This window comes from Roseimicrobium gellanilyticum, from assembly GCF_003315205.1.
Lineage (GTDB): Bacteria > Verrucomicrobiota > Verrucomicrobiia > Verrucomicrobiales > Verrucomicrobiaceae > Roseimicrobium > Roseimicrobium gellanilyticum.
The window spans coordinates 21,433-42,550 of record NZ_QNRR01000018.1 but is presented as its reverse complement, the minus strand read 5'-3'; the positions used below and the strand labels follow the sequence as shown (position 1 = coordinate 42,550).

Annotated in this window: 11 protein-coding genes and 1 tRNA gene; 2 read left to right on the top strand and 10 right to left on the bottom strand. The window is 60.3% G+C overall.

Translation table 11 applies throughout. From position 1 onward, the window contains the following. Positions 1-31: 31 nt before the first annotated feature. Both glgX and gltB read right to left on the bottom strand, forming a co-directional pair. Entirely contained in the window at positions 32-2,182 is a 2,151-nt protein-coding gene (glgX, locus tag DES53_RS29965; protein WP_113962025.1) for a glycogen debranching protein GlgX, read from the bottom strand. Continuing rightward, positions 2,179-6,777 (bottom strand): glutamate synthase large subunit, encoded by a 4,599-nt coding sequence (gene gltB / locus DES53_RS29960; protein ID WP_113962024.1) that lies wholly within the window; start codon positions 6,775-6,777, stop codon positions 2,179-2,181. The genes glgX and gltB overlap by 4 nt, the downstream gene beginning before the upstream one ends. A gap of 382 nt (positions 6,778-7,159) precedes the next feature. On the opposite strand from gltB, the gene DES53_RS29955 reads away from it, so the two are divergent. Together DES53_RS29955 and DES53_RS29950 are read left to right on the top strand one after the other, a co-directional pair. Further along, a tRNA-Tyr gene (locus DES53_RS29955) sits at positions 7,160-7,245 on the top strand. Between the two features lie 8 nt (positions 7,246-7,253). Beyond that, on the top strand, positions 7,254-7,949 hold the full coding sequence (locus DES53_RS29950; RefSeq protein ID WP_147263716.1) for a hypothetical protein: 696 nt from the start codon (positions 7,254-7,256) through the stop codon (positions 7,947-7,949). A 36-nt stretch (positions 7,950-7,985) separates the two neighbouring features. Here DES53_RS29950 and DES53_RS29945 read toward each other — a convergent pair whose 3' ends face one another. The 8 genes from DES53_RS29945 to DES53_RS29910 form a co-directional block, all read right to left on the bottom strand. Then, a complete protein-coding gene (locus DES53_RS29945) occupies positions 7,986-8,495 on the bottom strand; it encodes a GDYXXLXY domain-containing protein (RefSeq protein ID WP_113962022.1) in 510 nt (169 codons plus the stop codon). After that, positions 8,488-9,579 carry a DUF4401 domain-containing protein gene (locus DES53_RS29940; RefSeq protein WP_113962021.1) on the bottom strand — a complete coding sequence of 364 codons (1,092 nt, stop codon included), beginning with the start codon at positions 9,577-9,579 and terminating at the stop codon, positions 8,488-8,490. The genes DES53_RS29945 and DES53_RS29940 overlap by 8 nt, the downstream gene beginning before the upstream one ends. After that, the gene (locus DES53_RS29935) at positions 9,576-10,547 is read right to left on the bottom strand and encodes a DUF2157 domain-containing protein (protein WP_113962020.1); all 972 of its coding nucleotides are present in this window, start codon (positions 10,545-10,547) and stop codon (positions 9,576-9,578) included. Before DES53_RS29935 ends, DES53_RS29940 begins: the two co-directional genes overlap by 4 nt. 113 nt (positions 10,548-10,660) lie before the next feature. Then, a complete protein-coding gene (locus tag DES53_RS29930) occupies positions 10,661-11,212 on the bottom strand; it encodes a sigma-70 family RNA polymerase sigma factor (protein ID WP_113962019.1) in 552 nt (183 codons plus the stop codon). 94 nt (positions 11,213-11,306) lie between these two features. After that, positions 11,307-14,375, bottom strand: coding sequence for a serine/threonine-protein kinase (locus tag DES53_RS29925; protein WP_211325738.1), 3,069 nt, complete (start codon positions 14,373-14,375; stop codon positions 11,307-11,309). Positions 14,376-14,592: 217 nt separating this feature from the next. After that, on the bottom strand, positions 14,593-16,341 hold the full coding sequence (locus DES53_RS29920; RefSeq protein WP_211325737.1) for a glycosyl hydrolase family 28-related protein: 1,749 nt from the start codon (positions 16,339-16,341) through the stop codon (positions 14,593-14,595). A gap of 187 nt (positions 16,342-16,528) precedes the next feature. Continuing rightward, the gene (locus tag DES53_RS29915) at positions 16,529-18,223 is read right to left on the bottom strand and encodes a glycosyl hydrolase family 28-related protein (protein WP_170157536.1); all 1,695 of its coding nucleotides are present in this window, start codon (positions 18,221-18,223) and stop codon (positions 16,529-16,531) included. 284 nt (positions 18,224-18,507) lie between these two features. Next, positions 18,508-21,075 carry a phosphatidylglycerol lysyltransferase domain-containing protein gene (locus DES53_RS29910; protein ID WP_170157535.1) on the bottom strand — a complete coding sequence of 856 codons (2,568 nt, stop codon included), beginning with the start codon at positions 21,073-21,075 and terminating at the stop codon, positions 18,508-18,510. Between the last annotated feature and the right edge of the window lie 43 nt (positions 21,076-21,118).

Sequence of the window (21,118 nt, the reverse complement as noted above, 5' to 3'; positions counted from 1 at the left end):
TGCACTGAAGGCATCCACACCGGGGAGAGAGTTACTCAAGCAGCATGAGACATGCCACGGAACGCATCGCGCTGGTCATCGTTTTGGTCACAGGATCAGTCGCTTCGAAACTGTCTTCACGCGATGTGTCAAACACCACCGACCAGCGTCCGGCAGGCAGTGGGAAGGAGATATCTGATGTGCCGTTGTTCCACAAGAGCAGGAGAGGGGCGCTTCCGTCACCCGGCTCATCACGATGCGGAGCATCCGGTGCCTCGACCAGCATGCCAAAGAAGCGGATGCCCGCCGCATGCCAGCCATCGTGGCTCAAAGGTTTGCCATTTGCATCATACCAGGTCACATCCGGGCGCTTGGTGAGCGGATTGATGCGGCCATTGTAGTGCATCTGCCGGCGGAAGTGGGGCCGGCTCATGCGGAAGCGGATCAGCTTCTGTGTGAACTCGAGCATCTTCCCTTCATCACCCGCCGTGCTCCACTTCATCCAGCTGATGTCGTTGTCCTGGCAGTAGGCGTTGTTGTTTCCTTTCTGGGTGCGCCAGCGTTCATCGCCCATCGTGAGGAAGGGCACACCGAGCGCGCAGAAGGACGATGCCAGGCAGGAGCGGACCATGCGGCGGCGCAGACTCAGGATGATGGGGTCCTTCGTATTGCCCTCGGCGCCGCAGTTCCAGTTGTCGTTGTGATTGTCGCCGTCGCGATTGTCCTCGCCGTTGGCCTTGTTGTGTTTCTGGTTGTAGCTCCAGAGATCACGGAGTGTGAAGCCATCGTGGGAAGTGATGAAGTTCACACTCACCAGCGGGGAACGGCCTGCCGGGCCAAAGATGTCCTGACTGCCACTGATGCGCTTGGCAAAGGAAGCCAGCGCACCTTCATCACCCTTCCAGAAACGCCGCACCTTGTCCCGGAAGCGGCCGTTGAGCTCGTGCCATGGCTTCGGGAAGCCTCCGACCTGATATCCATTCGGACCAATGTCCCAGGGCTCGGCGATCATCTTTACGCGGCTCAGCACGGGATCCTGCGCGATGGAGAGGAAGAAGGGTGCCAGCGTATCAAACAGCTCGCCGCGCCTGCCCATGGTCGCTGCGAGGTCAAAGCGGAAGCCATCCACGTGCATTTCCGTCACCCAGTAGCGCAGGCTGTCCATGATCATGCGCAGCGCTCCGGGGGAGGCGGCATTCACCGTGTTGCCCGTGCCGGTGTAGTTCACCACACGGCTGTCGCCGTTGAGGAGGTAGTAGGAATGGTTGTCCAGCCCGCGCATGACGAGCGCCGGGCCATTCTCATCCCCTTCGGCGGTGTGGTTGTACACCACGTCCAGAATCACCTCGATGCCCGCCCGGTGCAGATCACGCACCATGGCTTTGAATTCATCGACCTGCTTCTGCGGTTCACGTGCGGCAGCGTATTCGCTGTGCGGGGCAAAGAAGCCCACGGTGTTGTACCCCCAGTAGTTCGTGAGGTCCTTGGCCAGCAGGAAGCCGTCATCCACGTGCTGATGCACTGGCAGCAGTTGCACCGCAGTGATGCCAAGATTCTTCAGGTATTCGATGGAGGCCGGATGTGCCAGGCCAGCGTACGTGCCACGAGTGTCTTTCGGCACCGCGGCATTGAGCACGGAGAAGCCCTTCACATGCATCTCGTAGACCACTGTGTCGCTCCACGCCGTGTTGAGCTGGGTGTCTCCCTGCCAGTCAAAGGCATCGGAGATCACCACGGACTTCACCATTACGGCACCATTATCGCGGAAATCCGGCGTGCCGTCCTTGCGGGCCGGCTGCATGTGAGCATTCCATTTCGTGCTGCCGTGGATTGCCTTGGCATGCGGATCGAGCAGCAGCTTGGTGGGATTGAACCAGCGCCCCGTCGGCGGGTCCCATGCCCCATGCACGCGGAAGCCGTAGAGCGCGCCCGCCTTCGCGTCCTGCACGAAGGCATGCCACACGTCATTGTGGTCCCGCTGCATGCGCACTCGCTGTGTCTCGCGGGAGGGCTCCAGCGGCTCGTACAGGCACACATCCACCGCCTGGGCGGTACGTGAGTAGCAGGAGAAATAGACTCCCTCCTGCGTGGGCGTGGCACCCAGCGCGGGAGGGGCGTTTTTACTGAGTTGTGAATTCCAGACGGTGGCCCCTGCCTCGTTGCCGAAGCAAATCGTGGCAAGTTTGGAGATGAGTCCCGTCACGCAGCGACACCGGCTTGGGCTTTGGCGCCAAGCGTATCGTCAGACGGGGGTTCATCCTCCCCCGGCACCGCCACCGGCTCCACTTTGGGTGATACTTTCACAAACAGAGGGCCGAAGTGATCCCAGCGATCCAGGATGTCCCTGGCACGGGGGCTGTCAGTCTTCTCAAGATGCTTGTAGATGAGCGCCTGCAGCGCCTTCACGTCGTCTTCTGCTTCCAGTGCGCCACCCTTGATCATCTCAGGGTTGTGCAACTTGGCGAACATGCCCGCTTCATCCAGCAGGTAGGCCACGCCGCCGCTCATGCCAGCGCCGAAGTTCTTGCCGAAGCTTCCGAGCACCGCCACCACACCGCCGGTCATGTATTCGCAACCGTGGTCACCGATGCCTTCGATGACGGCAGTAGCGCCGGAGTTGCGCACGCAGAAGCGTTCACCCGCACGGCCTGCCGCGAAGAGCGAGCCGCTCGTGGCGCCGTAGAGAAGGGTGTTGCCCACGATGCTGTTCTCGTGCGTCTGGAAGGTCGGGTGCGTCTTCGCCGGAGGACGAATCACAATCTCGCCACCGCAAAGGCCCTTGCCCACGTAGTCGTTGGCTTCACCGGTGAGGTTCAGCGAAACGCCGCCGCAGAGGAAGGTGCCGAAGCTTTGACCCGCGCTGCCTTCGCAGTTCACTTCCACGGTGCCGGGCTGCAAGCCATGGTTGCCATGATGGAAGGCGATTTCGCCAGCCAGCTTGGTGCCGATGTTGCGGTCCGTGTTCTTCACCTTGTAGCGAAGCGGGTTCACCTTGCGCTTGTCGCTGATGGCGACCTGCGCCGCCTGCATGATCTTGTCATCCAGCGGGTGGTGGTTGATGCGTTCGTTGCTGTTCACGCGGCAGATGCGCGGGGCATCCTGGCCGAGCTCCTTGCCCACATCGCGAAGGATGCGGGAGAGGTCGAGCAGATTCGCCTTCTTGTGATCGGGAACCACGCGTTGCTTGAGGAATTCCGGACGACCGATGAGGTCGTTCATCTTCGCCACGCCGAGCTGCGCCATGATGGCGCGTGTCTCTTCAGCGACCGCGTTGAAGAAGTTCACCACGTGTTCAGGCTTGCCCTTGAACTTCTGGCGGAACTTCGGATCCGTGGTGGCCACACCTACCGGGCAGTTGTTCAAGTGGCACTGGCGCACGTACACGCAACCGAGTGCGATGAGGGCGATGGTGCCGAAGTTGAACTCTTCCGCGCCGAGGATGGCGGCGGTCACGATGTCGCGACCATTGCGCAGGCCACCGTCTGTACGGAGCGTCACGCGGTCACGCAGGCCATTCAGCATGAGTACCTGCTGGGTCTCGGCAAGACCGAGTTCCCACGGCAGACCTGCATGCTTGATGCTGGAGAGCGGGCTCGCGCCGGTGCCACCTTCGTGGCCGGAGACCAGAATGATGTCCGCATTCGCCTTGGCCACACCGGCAGCCACGGTGCCTACACCCGTTTCGGCGACGAGCTTCACGCACACGCGGGCGCGCGGGTTCGCCTCCTTCAGGTCATGGATGAGCTGGGCGAGGTCTTCGATGGAGTAGATGTCGTGGTGCGGGGGCGGACTGATGAGAGATACGCCCGGCTGCGTGTGACGCAGACGCGCGATGAGGCCGCTCACCTTCATGGCCGGCAGCTGGCCGCCTTCACCAGGCTTGGCTCCCTGCGCCATCTTGATTTCCAGTTCCCAGGCGTTCGCGAGGTACTCGGCAGTGACGCCGAAGCGTCCGCTCGCCACCTGCTTGATCTTGCTCATCGCCCAGTCGCCGTTCTCATACGGCTTGAAGCGACGAGGGTCTTCACCGCCTTCACCGGAGTCCGACTTGCCGCCGATGCTGTTCATCGCGATCGCCAGCGCTTCGTGTGCCTCAGGCGAGATGGCGCCAAGGGACATGGCCGCCGTGGTGAAACGCACACGGATGTCTTCAATGGGTTCCACTTCGTCGAGCGGAATGGGGCCGCCACTGTCTGGCACAAACTCAAAGAGGTCTTTCAGAGCCGCAGGGCGGTTCTCGAGCTGCGAACTCACATACTTGTCGTAGTCCTCCGGCTTGCCGGACTTCACGAAGGTGTGGAAGTTCTTGATGACAGGGCCGGTCACGCTGTGCAGCTCACCGTCACGACGCGGGCGGTAGAAGCCAGGGTCAGCAAGCTCGATGGGGCCGCTTTCCGGCACCGCCGTGGTGTAGGCTGCGGCGTGGCGCGCGAGGCTTTCCTCCGCGATTTCATCAAAGCCAATGCCAGCGATCTGCGATGGCGTGCCGGTGAAGCAGCTGTCCATCACTTCCTTGCCGATACCCACCGCTTCGAAGATCTGTGCGCCCGTGTAGCTGCTCAGCACGCTGATGCCCATCTTGGACATGATCTTGAGCACGCCCTTTTCAAGCGACTTCCGGTAGTTCGTCAGCAGCTTGGCGAAGTCGAGGTCCGTGTACAGCGGCTTGCGAGCCGTCTTGTCGGCGTCCAGCACTTCCTGCACAGTTTCAAACGCGAGGTACGGGCACACCGCGCTCGCGCCGAAGCCGAAGAGGCATGCCATCTGGTGCGTGTCGCGGGCTTCACCCGTGTCCACCACGATGGACAAACGCATGCGCTTCTGCGCACGGTTGAGATGATGATGCACCGCGCCTGTCGCGATGAGAGACGGCACCGGCACACGATTGTGGTCGATGGTGCGGTCGCTCAGGATCAGGATGCGGACGTTGTCTTCCACCGCCTTCTCCGCTTCCGCGCAGAGGCGTTCCACCGCCTTGCGCAGGCCGATGGTGCCTTCCGAGACAGCCCACGTGGTATCGAGCACGCGGCAGGGGAAGTTCTCAAGATTCTTCAGCTTCTCCAGCTCGTTCTCGAAGAGGAACGGGGACTTCAGGTGCACCACGCTGGCGTGCTCGGGCGTTTCCGCCAACCAGTTGCGCTGCCAGCCCAGCACCACATCGAGGGACATCACCGCACGTTCGCGGATGGGGTCGATCGGCGGGTTGGTGACCTGCGCGAAGAGCTGCTTGAAGTAGGTGAAGAGCACCTTGGGCTGCTTGGACAGCGCCGAGAGAGCCGCGTCATCACCCATGGAGTAGATGACTTCTTCGCCCTTCGCCAGCATGGGGGCGAAGGCCATGTCGATTTCTTCCTTGTTCCAGCCGAAGGTGACCTGCTTCTGGGAGAGGCTCAGGATATCGAGCTCTTCCTTTGGAGCATGGGGAGCGAGGCTGGTGAGATCGTGGCGGTTCGCCTTGAGCCATTCGCCGTAGGGCTGATTGGCCGCGAGCTGCGCCTTGATTTCACCATTGGAGGTGACGGTACCCTTCAGGGTGTTCACTTCGATCATCTCGCCGGGAGCGAGACGTCCCTTCTTGATCACCTTGCGGTCATCCAGCGGGATGATGCCGACTTCGGAACCCAGGGCGAAGATGCCGTCTTCCGTAAGCTTGTAGCGGGAGGGGCGCAGGCCATTGCGGTCCAGGCTGGCCACGATGCTGACGCCATCCGTGGCGACGAGTGCGGCGGGGCCATCCCAAGGCTCGCTGAAGCAGGAATGGTATTCGTAGTAGGCCTTCTCTTCGTCCGTGGTGGTCGGGTCGATGCCATAGGCTGCCGGCACCAGCATGGACATGGCATGCGTCAGGTCGCGGCCGGAGAGCACGAGAAGCTCCAGCGCAGCGTCAAGGCTCGCGGAGTCGCTCTGGCCCACGGCACAGAGATTCTTGAGGAGGTGTTCTTCGTTCTCCCAGAACTCGTGCTCGAAGTCGCTCGCACGGGAGGCCACCCAGTTGCGGTTGCCACGCACGGTGTTGATTTCACCATTGTGCGCCAGCATCCGGAAGGGATGGGAGAGTGCCCAGGTGGGGAAGGTGTTCGTGGAGAAGCGCTGGTGGAAGATGGCCAGCGAGGTCTCAAAGCGCTCGTCTTGCAGGTCCTGGTAGAACTTGCCCAACGCGGTGGCGATCACGAGTGCCTTGTAGATGATCGTCTTGTGCGACATCGAGGGCACGTAGAACTCCGCCAGACCCATGGAGCGGGACTTCAGAATCAGCTCGCGCCGCGCCATGTAGAGCGCACGCTCAAAGGGGCCGTCATCCATGCCTTCAGGCCGTGCCATCAGCAGGTGCATGATGTACGGCATCGTCTGCAGGGACTTGGTGCCCAGCTCGTTGGCATTCACAGGCACCTTGCGCCAGCCGATGATGCGGATGCCACGCTTTGCCACGGCACCTTCGGCCACGGTTTGAATCTTGATGCGCTGAAGCTCGTCCTGCGGGAGGAAAAAGACGCCCACTGCGAGGTCGAGCGGGTGATCCAGCTCCACGCCGAATTCTTCCTTGGCCACCGGCAGCAGGATCTTGTGGGGGATCTGCGCCAGCACGCCGGCGCCGTCACCCGTCTTCATGTCGGCCTCCATGGCGCCGCGGTGCACTACGGCGCAACAACCACCGAGGGCCAGCTCCAGAATCTCATGGCTGCGGGTCCCGTCGACTTTGGCCACGAATCCCACGCCACAGGCGTCACGCTCGAGCTCCATGCGATGGAGAGAGCCTTCATTGGGAATCGGCAGGTCGTAATAGGGATGCTTTGTCATCTCGTCGGTTTATGGGGAGGGGTGAGTGTTCCCTTGTGACCCAAACCGCGAGGCATGGGGACAAAGGGCATTCAGCATATATCTTTTGTCGGAATTGGCAAGGGCGGGTGGTAGCAGGGAGCGTGCCGCCGCCTTCGGGAGCCTGAAACGAGACTCCCAAATTGATCATACGTCTGGCCTGTCATCACGTTCCAATTGTGTGACTTGCGGAACGGCAGAAGGCAAAAATGCCCGTCCAGCATGGCTTCCGGGTGGTGGCGAGAACCCTCAACCTCACTTTTTCTCAAAACGCCTTTCCAAAACTCAACTTTCCCCTTGCGTCCACCCTGCTTCCTCGGTACCAACTTCTCCCCGCTTCTCACGGAGCGGCTGAAAAAGTTTCGGGTAGGTGCCGGAGCGGTCAAACGGGGCGGACTGTAAATCCGCTGGCTTACGCCTACGGTGGTTCGAACCCACCCCTGCCCACCATTTCTTTCATGACAGCACTCCCCCCTGGTGGGAGCGCCCGCATACACTGGAGCGGGTTGCTGAGTCAGCACGAAAGCACCATCGCCCTGGCAGTTCCATGGCCTGAGCCCACCCTTCACGGGATGGTCGTCGTCCGGAGCCTTTCCATGAGCATCCAGCAATCCAACGCTCCTCTCCCTGCCGAAACCATGGAGCACATGCTCTCTCGTAATGTTGAGCGTGACGCCGCGCTACTGGCTCCCCGCACATTCCAGGACTATGTCAGGTTGCTGGGCGGCAAGGTGTCCACCCTCAAGTTGGAACTGCGGGTGGAGAATCCGAACGAGCGGTGGCTCACGCTGAAGGTGGATGGTGGGACACCATACGGCTCGGCCATATGCACAGTGAACCTGCTCGACTCCACGCGCCTCAGTGGTGACTTCCATATCTTCACCTGCGCATGCGGCCATGCGGGTTGCAACCGCATCTATCGCGGTGTGCGTGTGGTGCATGAAGGTGCATGCACCCTTTGGAAGGCCTACTACGCGAAGGGGAGAAAGCTCTTCCTGTTCGATCGTGAGCAGTACCGCGCAGAGATTCTGCGAGGCTGCACGGAGGTGGTCGATTTCCTGAGAGAGAGCCCGGAGAACTTCTGCTCACCGGTGGAAAGTCCAACCCGCAGGAAATGGCTGGAGAGGGCTTATTTTCAAGCTACGGGTGGGTGATATCACCAGTTGTGGAGGCAAGGTCGAAGACCTCAATTATGGGGTCGAGGGGAGTGCCGGCCCGAGCTTTTCCCGATCCTTGCCAAGCATGGCTACCAGCAGCATCTCGCCAGCAGGAGAGACGCGGAACTCCCCATAGCGTGCGCCCTCATAGATCTTTGCGTGACCCTCCTGGAAGAACCATGCGTTGGTTGCGAACTTCACCTGGTGATCCCGCACGCGATAGCGCAGGAGGAACTCGTCCGGGGCAAGCGATTCGCCTGCGTGAAGTCGGACATACCGGGTGATGCCGTTGGCATCGGGCTTCGCCACGAGGTGGCCATCCTGCGCATCTTCCTTTTTTTCCGTTATCGCTCTCTGCACTTCATTGGAAAGCTGGAAACGCAGGGCCATGTAGTCACCCTGCATGAGGGAACGGGGATCCACAGGAGCGAGCTCCAGGCGCGCGACTTTGCCATTCGTGATCTGATTTTCTCTCTGGGTGATGGTCCAGTTCACGAGGGCCAGCGTCGCAACGCCGGTCAGGATGATGATCCACTTACGCATGGGTTGGTTCCTCCTTCTTGAGTGTCGGCCACCAGCGAAGCGAGACAAACCGCAGGCTGAGCAAGGCAATGCCGGTGAGCATCATGAGCACGGACTTCTCCAGCAGCGTGGCATGGAGTGCATAGTAATAGTACGAGAGATACGAGAGCAGTGCCACGACTCCGAGGCCCGTGAGGACGCGATTGCCATTGGCGAAACCCAACAGAAGCATCAGCGAAGCAGGAGCAAGGCCTGGCGCTTGGGTGGAGGCGAGTGCCAGGACGATCGCGAGTGCGAGCGCTGCCTTCCCCTTGCCTGAGGTGAGTGCGACCATCTCGCGTCGGAGCAGCAATATCGCAGCACCAATGATCACCATGATGATGAGACCCTGGCCCATGTACCTGCGTACCTGCAGGATCGCCAGGTCCGTGGGCACGCTGGAGTGAGTGCGCCAGTCAAGCCAGTCACCCGGGTTCATGTAGCTCATGAGCAATGCTGTGCATGTGATGCCGTAGCCACAGGCTCGAATCATGTCCCCCTGTCTGGGGCGTTCGAACTCGTGAAGCCATGCCACCGCCAGCGCGGCGGTGAGCAGCGGCAACACAAGAGCATACAGATCCGCCCTGCCCATGACGAAGGCCAAGGCCAGCGTGGCGGTTCCAGCCGCCCATACGCGATGCAGGTAGTTCGGCAGAAAAAAGAACAACAACGACTGCTGAACGAAGACGACGGACAGCGCGGCAGTGAACGACGAATCCTCCCACCACTGCGACATGCCAGCCACCATCAGAATCTGACCCGCGATGGCGACAGCCAGGCCAAACTGAGACACGAAGTCTCCACGCCGGTTCAGGTGAAAAAGGACCGCTGCACCGCCACACGCAAGGAGTCCGATAAACCAATACACTCCGACTTCCTTGATGCCCATTGCCATCCCTGTCACGACGAAACCAACAAGGAACAAGGCTCCAATCCATCCCGCGACACCCAGCATCGCTCGCACAAACCATGGGCTGTGCTTTTCATGCTGCTCAGGCATGGCTCCCTGGACAAGGGCGCTATGCTGGAGCTGGGACCAGAGTTCGTTTTTGGTCATGGTTTTCATGCGCTTTCCTCCTCACTGGCCACTTGTTTCAGCCACCATCCCCCGGCCGCCGATATTCCGATCACGATCAGACCAATGACAAGGAACACGGCTGCGGAGTCGAAGCGGGTCTCCTTGAGGATGGCCGTCACCACTACCAGAATGAGCGACAGGAGGCCTCCGGCGAGTACGAAGAGGTCCTTCACCACATAGCGGTATACGCAGAAGGAGACTACCATCCAGGCAAACCATGCGATCAACCCTCCAGGGAAGCCCCGGGGCGAATCGAGGATGTCATGCATGGCAAGCGATGTGGCCAGATAGCCACTGGCGACGGCCATCACGCGCATGGCCCAGCGCTCGCGCAGCCAGGTGACGCCTGCCGCGGCGAGTCCTTCCCAAACGGCCAGCGCGATCGTATTGAAGCCGAAGAGCACCCACATCAGTTTGTCAGGCCGGAACGCCATGCCAAGCATGCGCCCTGTGGTGTTGAAGTACAGGCCGATGGCCACATTCACCAGCGCCAGCCAGATGAGCCAGAGGGCCGGGAATCGCGCTGCCAGCGTCCATGGCAGGATGGCCAATGCCCATACCGCGAAAAGTTCAAAGGTATCTGCGCCAGTCTGGTAGGTCTGTCCCACCAAGGCGAGCAAGGCCCCCACCAGCAGCGTGATGGTGATCAACGCTGCTTTCCCTGGGGCACCATCTATTCCCAGCTTCCACACTACGGCGAGCCCCGCGAGGATGGGGGCCTGCACAAGAGCGAACTTGGCAAAACGCCCCAGATCCTGCCAGTTGTATGCAAAGAAGAAGATGACTCCCGCGCCCAAGAGGACGGCGCCCATGGAGAGGAGCACCTTGTCGAAAAAGGTCCTCCACTGTGATTCATCTGGCAGGGCGCCTGACTTCTCCAAGGCGCTGCGCATATGCTCCGGTGGGATGTGCCCCTGTTGGGCCCATTCAAGTATCTCATCGCGCGCATTTGCCATGGTGGGCACCGTACCGGGAATTAAGATCGTGCCCAATACATAATGGACAAGGCTTCATTGATTTTCTCAATAGGTGCCACGGAGGCATGAGACGCTGTTGGCTCCAGGGGTTGTCACTGCGCCGACATGTTCCGGAACAACCAGGCCCGGGCGTAGGTCCATTCACGTTTCACGCTTGCGGGGGAGATGCCGAGGACATCCGCAGTGTCGTCGATGGTAAGTCCGACGAAATAGCGCAGCTTCACCAGTTCTGCGACGCGTGCATCGTGCTGGGAAAGGGCATCGAGTGCCTCGTGAACGGCAAGGAGCTCCTCTTCCTCCGCGAGTCCAGGCGCCTCGATATCCAGGTCGTCCACCGGCACATGTCCGGCTGCAGGATGGTGCTTTGCGGAGATTCTGCGCCGCGCGCGGTCGATGAGGATCCGTCGCATCGCCTCTGCCGCGGCGCTGAAAAAGTGGGCCCGATTCTCAAAGGACGCATCACCCAATCGCATCCACGCCTCGTGCACCAGTGCGGTCGATTGCAGTGTGTGCTCGGATGATTCGCGTGCCAGCTTGGCGCGTGCCAGCCGCCGCAACTCCTCGTAGACCTCCTGCATCAGCGCGTCCGCCGCGTGGGGTTCGCCACGCTTCATCGATTCCAGCAACAAGGTGATCTCGGGCATGCCTTGTGGGGCTAGCTTTGATGGTTCCGCGATCGGCTGTCGCATGACAGGCGCGTTCCGGTGCGACGATGAGCCATGGTGGGGCACGCGTTGGTCATGGTGCTTTCGTGGGTGTTGCCGTTGTTTGGAGCATGGCGCGTGCTTCTTTGTAGGCGAGCCAGAGGACGATATCGTCGTAGTGGATGTCGACGTCGAGCAACGAAATTTTGCCTTCAGGGGGAAGTGGTTTCATTTTCGCCTCGGTGGTGGTGAAGAGTTCATGGGCTTCAGGCTGCCTGTCCTGTTGGAAGAGGCACATCACCCGGTAGTAAGAGGCGCCCATCGCAACACTTGACCCCTGGCCGTTGAGAACGTCGGATGCAGTCTCTACCGCCGCTGTCAGGGCTGCTTCGGCAGCAGGGTAGTTTCCGCTGCGGTACTCAGCCATGCCGAGGGTCATTTGATATCGGGGCCAGTGCCCCTTGTTGTTTTCCCGGGGATTGACTGCATTCCGGGCCTGGGCGAGGATCTCTTCCCGCATGGAAAGGTCGTCAATCGGGTAGAGGCAAATCAACCTGGCGGCGCGCTCGGCATTGTAGCCACTCTTGGTATCGGCGACCCATTGAAGCAGACGCTGGTGGAACTTGGCGCGATCGGATCCACTGGCGGACCATGCTATCATGGCCCGCAGCTTCATGGCATAAAAGGTGAATCCGGATCCTTCGAATTCGAGCTCATTGAGCAAGTCGAAAGCATCCCCGTAACGACCGGTCTTGATGAAGGACTCAGCAAGTGCAGAGATCGCGCGCGAGGTGTCCAGATGACGGTTGCCCAGCACCTTTCGCGAATCTGGAACGGATGCTTCGAGTTGCTTGGCGGCTTCTTCATGTCGCCCAAGGGATCCATAACATTTCGCCAGGGCGGTGATCGCATTCAGAGTCCAGGGATGTTGCGGGGTGTAACTCTTGCGAAACGATGTCACACACTTTTCATACAAGCCCAAGGCTTCATGCTCGCGATGAGTCAGCATATATACCCCCGCGAGCATGTTCATGGCCCAGAGGGTGTCTGCATGCTCGGCACCACCGACGCGCAGCCGGGATTGATAAATTTCCTCCCGGAGTTTCACCGCTTCATCCAGCCGGTTCGCGGTTTGCAACACCATGGCCAGAACCCCCAGGGACGACAGGGTATAGCTGTGGTCCGAACCGAGAGCCTCACGAATTTTGGGAGTGACATCCTCGAGGATTTTGAGGGCTTCATCCCGGCGGCCACAGGCGTAGTAGGATTCAGCCAGGTCCCTCGTCGCCAGCAGGGTCCTGGAGTGGTGTTCGCCTTCCCGCTTGCGCCAGGCAGCGAGTGTCTCCTCACGAATCTTCAGCGCTTCGTTCTTGCGGCCGACGTCAATATAAGCCCTGCCCAAATCCATCAAGACTTCCAGGGTTCGCAGGTCTTCCGCCCCAAGGGTCGCAAGGCAATACTCCCGAGCCTTCTCATACAACGGGATCGACTCATGATAGAGGCCCAGCGAGTAGAAATTGTCTGCGAGATTGTGGCGCAGCTTGGCCTGTAGCTCGGGGTGCTTGGAGAGATCGGTATCCACCTTCTTCACGGCCTGGTCGAGGAGTTCGGCCACCGTGACGGTCCGTCCTTCACGAGGGGATCCCTTGCGCTGAAAAATCTCGTTCATGAAGTTGGAAACCGCCTCGGCTTCGCGTCGCGCGGTTTCCTTCTCGTCCCGCTCGATGGTCATCGCCTTCAGGCGGGTGGCCGCCAGCTTCTCCGCGGCGGTGGCACGCTGTGCCTCGGCATGGGCGGCCTTCTCAGCTCGCGTCGCGCGCACGGCCTGCCACACGCTGGCCACAATCCCCACCACAAGCGAGAGTGCGATGCCCGTCCCGGCCGCGAAGGCGAGCTTGTTGCGCTTGATGAGCTTGCCCAGCAGGTACCGCGTGGTGGGCGGTCGGGCGATGATGACCTCGTTATTCAGGTGCCGCTGCAGTTCCAGCGCCAGCCCGTTGGCTGTTTCATAGCGACGCTTGCGATCCTTCTCCAGACACTTCATCACGATCCAGTCCAGATCTCCACGCACCACGCCGGGTAGCTTCACGGGCTCCGCGTGCCGTCGCTTTGCTGTGGTGGTGAGGTCCTTCTCGCTCAGGGTTCGTAGCTTTGCGGAGGGTCTGGGAGGATCCACTTCGCAGATGAGCCGGCGGATTTCATCCACCCCTGCGCGGGCCATGGTTGCATAGTCCACCGGGGTGTGGCCGGTGAGCAGTTCATAGAGCAGCACGCCCAAAGAGTAAATGTCACTGCGCGAGTCCACGTCGAGCGAGGTCATTTCCGCCTGTTCAGGGCTCATGTACACTGGCGTGCCAATCATCTGGTCAAACCTCGTGAAAAGCGTGCGCTCCGTGAGCGTCCCCTGGGTCGCCTTTGCCACCCCAAAGTCGATGATCTTCGGCACCGCCACACCATCATTCACCGTCACAAGAATATTGGAGGGTTTCAGATCCCGGTGAATGATGCCCTTCTGATGCGCATGCTGCACTGCGTGGCAGACCTGGATGAAAAGCCCGATGCGATCCGTGATGGAGAGTTCCTGCTTGTCGCAGTAGTCCGTGATGCGTTCCCCGCGTACCAACTCCATGACAAAAAATGGACGCCCGAGCTCGGTGGCTCCGGCATCGAATACCTTGGCAATATTCGGATGGTCCATCAGGGCCAGGGCCTGACGCTCTTGATCAAAGCGCGCCACCACTTCCTTGGTATCCATTCCCAGTTTGATGATTTTGAGCGCCACGCGCCGCCTTACCGGCTGCTCCTGCTCCGCCATCCAAACCGTGCCGAAGCCGCCCTCGCCGATAGGCTGCAGGAGCTTGTAGTTGCAGATCCGCTCGCCAGGTTTCTCACCTGGGGGAAAGATGGATGACTCATCCTGGGAGGCATCCTGTAGCTTCACCGTTTCCTCCGCTCCCTGCCTTCGCTGAAGTTTTGCCATTGCGGACCCCTTCAGGAAATTCTCGGAGGCCGCTTCGTGCGCTGCCAGCAGGCTCTTTACCTCGGCAAAGAGGCCCTCATCTGCGCCACACGCGAGTCTCAGAAAAGCCTCCCGATCCTCTGGCGCATGGTCCAGGGCGGCGGTGATAAGACGCCCGCATTTCTCCGATCTGGACGTGTTCATGAGACTGCTCATACCGAGGGCTCATGCGAGATATCTTGTCAAAAAGCCTCAACTCAGAAAAGGAAGCTTGGTGGGATCGGGTGGAATTTTTCTTTGCCAGCTCCGACATTCTTAGCAGAACCAACGCGTTGCGACTACACAGTCGTCCTTTAGAAATTAGGTAGGCAAACAAACTCTTAATCTCGCTGAAACTTCCGGGTCGACATTCCCATGGGGTCTAAGGGCTCCCAGTGCCGCCTGCCAGCTTGCGTGCCAAATCCTGGCTTTCGGGCGCAAGGCGTACCAGTGGAACAATGAACGACTTTCCTGAGCGCAACAGCGTCACCTGGTCGTTTTGAAGCCCGGCAAACTGGGCCTCGATGGTCCGTCCATCCGCGCTCTTCCATGACTGCACACCTCCTGCGGGAGATGCCACAGTAGCGGAGGCGGCGACGGGAGTGCGACCAGCCAGCCGCTTCTGCAGCATCGCGAGATGGATGTCCGGTGGTGTGATGCCACCCGGACGGATAGTTTCTATCCACCGTCCTTCGGGAGTCTTGATGTCCCTGCCTCGCATCTTCATTGCCACCAGATTCATGGCGTCCAGCTTGAAATGTTCCGGCCAGTCCGCGCCCTGCTTGCTGCGGATGTTCCAGAAGGTGGCTCCTGCGGCGGTGTGGTTCCCCCTGCCAGGAGCACCTCCGGAGCCGAAGAGCCGCGTCCCATCGCCTGCATCGATGTCGGTGAAGAGATTTTCGTACGGTGCGCTCTTGTGGTGGTCCATGTTGAAGTCCATGGCACGTCCCCGGGAGAAGACATTGCCCGTGGCCCCGTGGTCCACGGTGACGTCATGGAACATCATGGTTTCGAAAATGAAGTTGGTGCACAGATTATCCGATCCGGTGAACGTCACGCCGTGGTGACCGGAAATGCCGCCGGTGAAGTTTCGCCGGCGATCGGCGCCAAAGAGGATGCCATCGACCGTGCAGAACCAGCCGGAGATGAATGGGCCATTGTCCCCGTTCCACACCCGTATATTCCGGACCCAGCAGTGCGCCACATACTGGGAAAACTCGATGGGATTGTATCCCACCTCTTCCCAGTGGCCCTTGTACGCCTCGGCAGGAAATTCAAAACCCATATTCTCCACCCCCACGTCCATGACATCGGGGCTGAACAGACAGACAGTGGGCGCCCACTCGAGCTTCACATCCATCCGCAGGCCCCGGTCCAGCGTAAGTTCCGTGGCATCTGCCTTGGTGACCCGGAAGACCTGGGAGATCACTTTCTTAAAACTCGGGCTGAGATCCGTCGCCTGGCCGCGATGCAGATAGGCCAAGAGTGATTGTGAAGAGGTGTCCGTCGCAGTCAGCAACACCTCATCGCCCTCCTTGAAGCTGTGTGCTGCCAGCGTCAGCTTCAGGTCGCCACGTTTCGCTTCCGCGGTCACCGGCAGCTTTGTTCCTTTGTGGGGTGGTGAGCCTCCCACGCTGATGAGACCGCCGCTCCATGAATAGGCGGAGGTCGCCTTCCCATCGCCGGTCGCGGCGGTCGTGGGTTTGATCTCCTGGAGCGGACGCGTGAAGAGCAGCACTGTTTCCAGCGGGCCGTCACCCCGCAATACCACACGAGGCTGCCGGATCTCCAGTTGGTCCGAGAGGACATACCTTCCCTTCGGGATCAGTATCAGTTTGTCCGGGCCACTGGCGATGGCTTTCTTAAATGCTTCGGTGTCATCAGTCTTCCCATCGCCTTTTGCGCCGAGGTCCTTCACGGAGATGGTTTCCTTTGGAATGCGGTAGGGTTCCTCGCCCCTGCGATAACCCGCCTGGGAAAAGTCCGGTAAACGGCTGGTCGGTGTCCATTTTTCCCCAGCCACACCCCAGAGTTCCGAATTCTGATCCGCCGCCGTGGCGAACGTGGTGACCATGGCCAGATGCGATACGGCCATCAAGGAGGTCCATCGTATGGAGCAAGTCTTCATCATGGCTACATGCGAGAAGTGACGTCCCGGAAGCGCAAAAAAAGTGATTTTTTGCGACGGAGTCATGTACTTACTGGCACGAGAGCACCTAGTGTGCCGCCCGATGATGTGGTGAAGGTCGAGGGTGATGTCTTGAGGTTGAGCGTGCAGAGGACCTGAATGCGGTCCGGGGGGCCGGAGCCGTGATGATTCACGGCGTGGGATTTGATCCTGCCAGATTGCGCGCCTGTACCTGGCTTTCCGGTGCCAGTCGAACCATCGGAACGACGAACGACTGGCCTCCCCGCACCAGGGTCACCTGGTCGCCCTGGAGTCCGACGAACTGCGCCTCGATCACTCGTCCGTCCGTGCTTTTCCACTGCTGCACTCCACCGTTCCGAGGCGGTGCCGCTGCCACTGTGGCGGGCGCACGAGGGCCCAGACGCTTCTGCCGCATCGCAAGATGAAGATCCGCCGGCGCGATGCTGCCTGGGGGGATGGATTCCATCCATCGGCCATCTGGCGTCTTCACTTCCGCACCCTGAGTGTTCATTGCCACGAGATTCATGGCATCCAGGGAGTACTGCTCCGGCCAGTTCGTCGGCTGCTTGCTACGGATGTTCCAGAAGGTGGCTCCCGCGGCGGTGTGATTCCCGTAGCCGCCCGCGCCGCCGGACTGGAAGAGTCGCGTTCCTTCGCCTGCATCGATGTCGGTGAGCAAGTTCTCGTAGGGCGCACCCTTGTGATGATCCATATTGAAATCGGGTGCGCTTCCTTTCGAGAAGACATTTCCCATGGCGCCGTTTTGCAGGGTCACGTCGTGAAACATTTTTGTCTCGAACTTGAAGTTCGTGCACAGGTTGTCGCTTCCTTCGAACGTCACTCCGTGATGGCCGGAGATCCCACCGGCGAAATTGCGACCGGCATCCGCGCCGAACAAGATGCCATCCACGGAGCAAAACCAGCCGGAGATGAAAGGGCCGCTGTCCGCATTCCACACACGCACATTGCGGACCCAGCAGTGCGCGACATTGCGGGTGAACTCGATGGGATTGTACCCCACCTCCTCCCAGTGACCCTTGTACGCCTGGGCAGGGAACTCAAAGCCCAACTCCTCCACGCCCACGTCGGTGACCTCGGGACTGAACAGGCAGACATTGGGAATCCACTCCAGCTTCACATCAAATCGCAGCCCCCGGTCCAGCGTGATTTCCTTGGCGCCCGCCTGAGTGACCCGGAATACCTGGGAATTCACCTTCTTCCAATTGGAGCGGATGTCCTTTCCCTGACCCCGATGGAGGTAGTGCAGCAGCGATTGCTCGGCTGTGTCCGTGACCACCAGCATGACCTCGTCTCCTACTTTGAAGCGGTGCGAGCCTACCGTCAGCTTCATGTCACCGCGCTTTGCTTCGGCGGTCACCTCCACTGGCGAGCCTTTGGTGGGTGGTTGTGCCCCCTTCGCACTGATGAGGCCGCCGCTCCACGAATACACCGATGTCATCTTCCCTTCTCCTGTCTGCTCGGTGGCGGGTTTGATCTCCTGGAGTGGGCGTGTGAAGAACAGCACGGTTTCCAGCGGACCCGCCCCACGCAGCACGACGCGTGGCTCCGTGATCTCCAGCATGTCCGAGAGCACATATCGCCCTTTCGGAATCAGAACCAGTTTGTCCGGGCCGGAGATGGCCTTCTTGAAGGCCTTGGTGTCATCCGTTTTCCCATCACCCTTCGCGCCGAGGTCTTTGACGGAGACGGTCTTCTTCGGGATGCGGTATAGCTCTTCGCCTCTGCGGTATCCTGCTTGGGAAAAGTCAGGGAGCCGGCTGGCCGGGGTCCACTTTTCTCCCGAGGCACCCCAGAGTTCGGAATTTTGGTCGGCTCCTGAAGCGGCGAGGGTGAGCAGGGCCATGTGCAGCACAAGCAGAGGGGGAGTATGTGTGAGGACTCTCATACAGGGAATACGTGAGAAATTCATTGCTGAAGGGCGCCTTGTGTCCAGGGCCGGCGACATGCGGGAACACTTGCTGCAATGGGTGTCACAGTAAGAACGAATGGCATGACGCCGAGCCCCCTCGGATCTTTGATAACATCCGGAAAATGGGGCGGACGTTACACACTTTTCCTGCCACCTTCGCGCTGCCAGCGTGCTTCACTTGCGGAAACCAGCCGGCCGGTTGGCATCACCATGGTTGCTCATGATCTCACCAGCCCAACAAAGCCACGAGGCAAGTGTACGCCCGCAATGGCAAGGCCCACCATGGCGAGACTCACGCGCGGGCGATAGGCCAGGTAGCGTCCCTGCCAGTCGGGAAGGTACTTCTTCTTGAAGTTGAAAAGACTCTTGTAGCCGTAGAATTTGTCGAAGTTGTCGAAGAGGAACTTCACGGCGCGCTCCTCGCGGCTTTCGAGTTTTTCTCCTTCCACAACATCGACGTTGGCGAGGGGGGCATTGCCCAGGCTCACCTCCTTCACGCCACCGGCCTTGAAGTGATCGATGGCTTCCACGATGAGGAAGTCCATCACATCCTTGAACTCATTGCGCCCGCGCATGAGATCCAGGCAGCGTCCTTTGCCATCACCGTAGCAGAGCCAGGTGGCGAAGGTCTCAATGCGGCCCTCCGGATTGCGCACGATCGCGCAGCCGTGCTCGCGGATGAAGTCCAGATTGAAGGCACCGAGGTCGAAGGTCATTTCCCCGCCGTGCTTCAGGTCGAGCCAATGTTGGGAGATGAGCTGCACCTGGGCCTCCAGTCCATGATCCGGATGCGGCCTGGCATCATACCACTGGAAGGTGAGGCCTGCTTTCTGCGCCTTGTTTCGCGCCGTGCGGAGGTTTTGGAACTTGCCGCCCTGGAGCTTGAACTCACCCGTGTCGAGTCGCGCATCTTCACCCACTTTAAAAGTCACGAACCCCAACTCCTCATAGAGCGTCCGATGAGTCACATGGGAGCAGTAGAAGACAGGTTCCCAGTCCTGACGTGTGCAGAATTGGCTGAAGGTCCGCACCATCTCAGCTCGCTTCGAGGGATCGCAAATGGGATCCGCCAGCACCACGGCGAACTTCCTCCACAAGGCATAGGCTACCACGCCGTCGCCATCCTCATTGAAGAAGTATCGTTTGTCTGACAGCAGAGCGAATCCATCCATCGGATCGGCGCCGTGGGTCGCAATGATGCTCTTTACCTTTGCGCGCTCTTCATCGGTGGCCTCAGGGAAGCGGCGCTTCAGTACGGGACGCAGCAGAAGCGCCAGCACGAAAAGGGCGCTCACCAGGCTGCCGGCCCGCAACGTCGCCAGGAAGCTGCGCGCATCACGGCTGCCATCGCGGTCCAGCTCGGACTTCTGCATCACAACGGCTGCGGCCGCGCCTTGGGCGCATTGGGACCATGAGAGCGCCTCACCGAAATTGCCGCGCTCGCTGAGTTGCCGCAATCCCGTGGTGCCATAGACGAACAGTGCCAGGGCAAGCACGCCTGCCATGATCCAGCCCAGTCGCATTGAGGGTGCATCCGAGCGGGCGATGAATTCCTTTCTCCATCGCACCAGAGGTATAATCAAAACTACGGCCGCGAGCGTGTGGTGCCAGTCAAACGCACGGGCAAGGTGCAGCACGGCGGAGATGCTCAGCATGCCCAGCGCCAGCATCCATGCGATGTGTTTCCTCCGGCGCAGTGCGCGCGCGAGCGAGAGCAGCGCCAGCCCGGAGAGCAGCAGCAGCAGGCGGCTCTTCTCCGTCACTCCCAGAGGAACCCACTGCTCCATCCACGCCAGCACCCCTGGTGGCTTCTGGAACAAGGCTTCCAGCAGATCCACCGCACCCATGATGGCCACCGCGAGTACCAACACCCGGATGGAGTGCCGGCGCGACACGATGAAAAAGATCGCGAGACCCATCGCGAGCGCCGCTGCGGGCCACAAGGGCGAGAGCCCAAAGGGAAGGTTATGCTCAGGGGGGAGCGCCACGGCCGCATCATCCCCCAGCACCCAGTCCACCCCGCGCAGCAGCAGCGGCGCGAAGCTGTCGTCCGGACCATCGAAGCCGTGGTTCGCTCCCGGCATGATGTAGAGCTGATGCGGCGAGGTCAGGCCTTGTATCCAGGCCGTTGACGCCATGAAGTCCGCTCCGCCATGGAATTGTGCGATCCGGAGGCCGGCGATATTCTTGCTGAAGTCTGAAAGGCCAAATGTGCCCTGTCCCGTGGGCGTGATGCCAAGCTCATCTGAGGCTCGCAACCCGTACCGTCCCCGGCTATCCGCGCTCATCAGGACCAGCCCCTTCAAGCTCGAGGGGCGTCCTGCGAATGCCCCTGCCGGCACGGCCTGCACTGCGCCCATGCTCCACCCGCCGTAGATGATGGGCGTGGTGGCATCGCCCCCGCCCCGTGTAGTGGCTTCATTGGCCAGCGTGGCCATGTCCCGGCCGAGCTTCTGCTGGTCATAATCCTTTTCTGCGTACTCACGCAGATCGAATCCGATTACATAGATCCCCGCATCCCGCAGCCAGTGGCTGGCCGCATCTTCCCAGGCGGACCACCCACCATCGCCGGAGCCGAACACAAAGACGGCCTTCGGCGGTCGCTCATCCGGTTCGTACAGGCGCACCATGGCTTTCTGGTGCAGGAGGGTCACTTCCGCCTTGGGAGCAGGGATGTCATCTTCATCGCTCTGGCCCCACAGTGGCAGGCTGAGACACGAGAGCAAGAGAGCGGCGATTGCGACGCCGCTGAGATCAGGAAGAAGCTTCCGCCTGACAAGAGTCATAGAATTGGGAACATCATCTGCAAAGGCCGCTTTGATGCAATGC